At 44.5% G+C, this 2,824-nt stretch carries 2 protein-coding genes; both read left to right on the top strand.

The genetic code is table 11. The features are described 5' to 3' along the window. Positions 1–2,170: ATP-dependent Clp protease ATP-binding subunit (locus tag ACLNCN_RS04360; RefSeq protein ID WP_424844704.1), on the top strand; the 2,170-nt coding region annotated here is incomplete at its 5' end. Positions 2,171–2,317: 147 nt separating this feature from the next. After that, a partial coding sequence (locus ACLNCN_RS04365; RefSeq protein WP_424844705.1) for an adenylyltransferase/cytidyltransferase family protein occupies positions 2,318–2,824 on the top strand: 507 nt, incomplete at its 3' end.

Consider the following 2,824-nt stretch of genomic DNA (forward strand, 5'->3'; position numbering starts at 1 on the left):
TGATGAAGCAGAGTATGTAGCATCAGTGGTCCATGCTAAGGTGCTAGGGACAGAGCACGTCCTTTATGCGATTTTGCATGATGGAAATGCCTTGGCGACTCGTATCTTGGAGAGGGCTGGTTTTTCTTATGAAGACAAGAAAGATCAGGTCAAGATTGCTGCCCTTCGTCGAAATTTAGAAGAACGGGCAGGCTGGACTCGTGAAGACCTCAAGGCTCTACGCCAACGCCATCGTACAGTAGCTGACAAGCAAAATTCTATGGCTAATATGATGGGTATGCCCCAGACTCCAAGCGGTGGTCTTGAGGACTATACGCATGATTTGACAGAGCAAGCGCGTTCTGGTAAGTTAGAACCAGTCATCGGTCGAGATAAGGAAATCTCGCGTATGATTCAAATCTTGAGCCGTAAGACCAAGAACAATCCTGTCTTGGTTGGAGATGCTGGTGTCGGGAAAACAGCCTTGGCGCTTGGGCTCGCTCAGCAGATTGCTAGTGGTGATGTACCTGCGGAAATGGCTAAGATGCGCGTGTTAGAGCTTGATTTGATGAATGTCGTTGCAGGGACACGCTTCCGTGGTGACTTTGAAGAGCGCATGAACAATATCATCAAGGATATTGAAGAAGATGGCCAAGTCATCCTCTTTATCGATGAACTCCACACTATCATGGGTTCTGGGAGTGGAATTGACTCAACTCTGGATGCGGCCAATATCTTGAAACCAGCCTTGGCGCGTGGAACTTTGAGAACGGTTGGTGCGACTACTCAGGAAGAATATCAAAAACACATCGAAAAAGATGCGGCCCTTTCTCGTCGTTTCGCCAAAGTGACGATTGAAGAGCCAAGTGTGGCCGACAGTATGGCCATTTTGCAAGGTTTGAAGGTGACTTATGAGAAACATCACCGTGTGCAAATCACAGATGGAGCGGTCGAAACAGCGGTTAAGATGGCGCATCGTTACTTGACTAGTCGTCACTTGCCAGACTCTGCTATCGATCTTTTGGATGAAGCAGCGGCAACAGTGCAAAATAAAACTAAAAATGTAAAAGCAGACGATTCAGGTTTGAGTCCAGCTGACAAGGCCTTGATGGATGGCAAGTGGAAACAGGCAGCTCAGCTAATTGCAAAAGAAGAGGAAGTGCCTGTCTATAAAGACTTGGTGACAGAGTCTGATATTTTGACTACCTTGAGTCGTTTATCAGGTATTCCAGTCCAAAAACTGACTCAGACTGACGCTAAGAAATACCTGAATCTGGAAGCTGAATTGCACAAACGTGTCATCGGTCAAGATCAAGCAGTTTCAAGTATTAGCCGTGCGATTCGCCGCAACCAGTCAGGGATTCGCAGTCATAAGCGTCCGATTGGTTCCTTTATGTTCCTAGGGCCTACAGGTGTCGGTAAGACCGAATTGGCCAAGGCTTTGGCAGAAGTTCTTTTTGACGATGAATCAGCCCTTATCCGCTTTGATATGAGTGAGTATATGGAGAAATTCGCAGCCAGCCGTCTCAATGGAGCTCCTCCGGGTTATGTGGGTTATGAAGAAGGTGGGGAGTTGACCGAGAAGGTTCGCAACAAACCATACTCTGTTCTCCTCTTTGATGAGGTAGAAAAAGCCCACCCAGACATCTTTAATGTCCTCTTGCAGGTCTTGGATGACGGTGTCTTGACTGATAGCAAGGGCCGCAAGGTTGACTTTTCAAATACCATTATTATCATGACGTCAAATCTTGGTGCGACAGCCCTTCGTGATGACAAGACCGTCGGTTTTGGAGCTAAGGATATTCGTTTTGACCAAGAAAATATGGAAAAACGCATGTTTGAAGAGCTGAAAAAAGCTTATAGACCGGAGTTTATCAACCGTATTGATGAAAAGGTGGTCTTCCATAGCCTGTCTAGCGACCATATGCAGGAAGTGGTGAAGATTATGGTTAAACCTTTAGTTGCAAGTTTGGCTGAAAAAGGCATTGACTTGAAATTACAAGCTTCCGCACTGAAATTATTGGCCAATCAAGGATATGACCCAGAGATGGGAGCTCGTCCACTTCGTAGAACTCTACAAACAGAAGTGGAAGACAAGTTGGCAGAACTTCTTCTCAAGGGAGAATTAGAGGCAGGCAGCACACTTAAGATTGGTGTTAAAGCAGGCCAGTTAAAATTTGATATTGCATAAAAATGGAGAATCAGGAGCAATCTTGATTCTTTTTTTCGCAATTTTTTTATAAAAAATGATAAAAAACTATTGAAAAAACAAAAATATAGTTTATAATAAAAACATAGACAACGAAAATATCAAAAAATATAAAAAGGTAATGCGTTTATGAAAAAGAAAACAGCAGTGGTATTTGGGACCTTTGCCCCTCTTCATCAGGGTCATATCGATCTAATCCAGCGAGCGAAGCGACAGTGTGACCAGGTCTGGGTTGTCGTTTCAGGCTATGAGGGAGATAGAGGGGAGCAGGTAGGCTTAACGCTTCAAAAAAGATTTCGCTATATCCGAGAGGCCTTTCGTGATGACGAGTTGACCTCTGTCTGCAAGTTAGACGAGAGCAAGCTTCCCCGTTACCCTATGGGCTGGCAGGAGTGGTTGGACCAAATGTTAGAGGAGATTTCCTATGATGAAACCCAGCAAGAACTAATTTTCTTTGTGGGAGAAGCAGACTACCAGCAAGAATTATCAAATCGTGGCTTTGAGACTGTCTTGCAAGAAAGAAAGTTTGGTATCTCAGCGACTATGATTCGAGAAAATCCAAGCAAATATTGGAAATATATTGCTCAACCCTTCCGACGTCAGTTTACAAAGAAAGTGTTGATTATGGGAAGTGCC

It is taken from the genome of Streptococcus sp. CL8.13 (assembly GCF_049737895.1).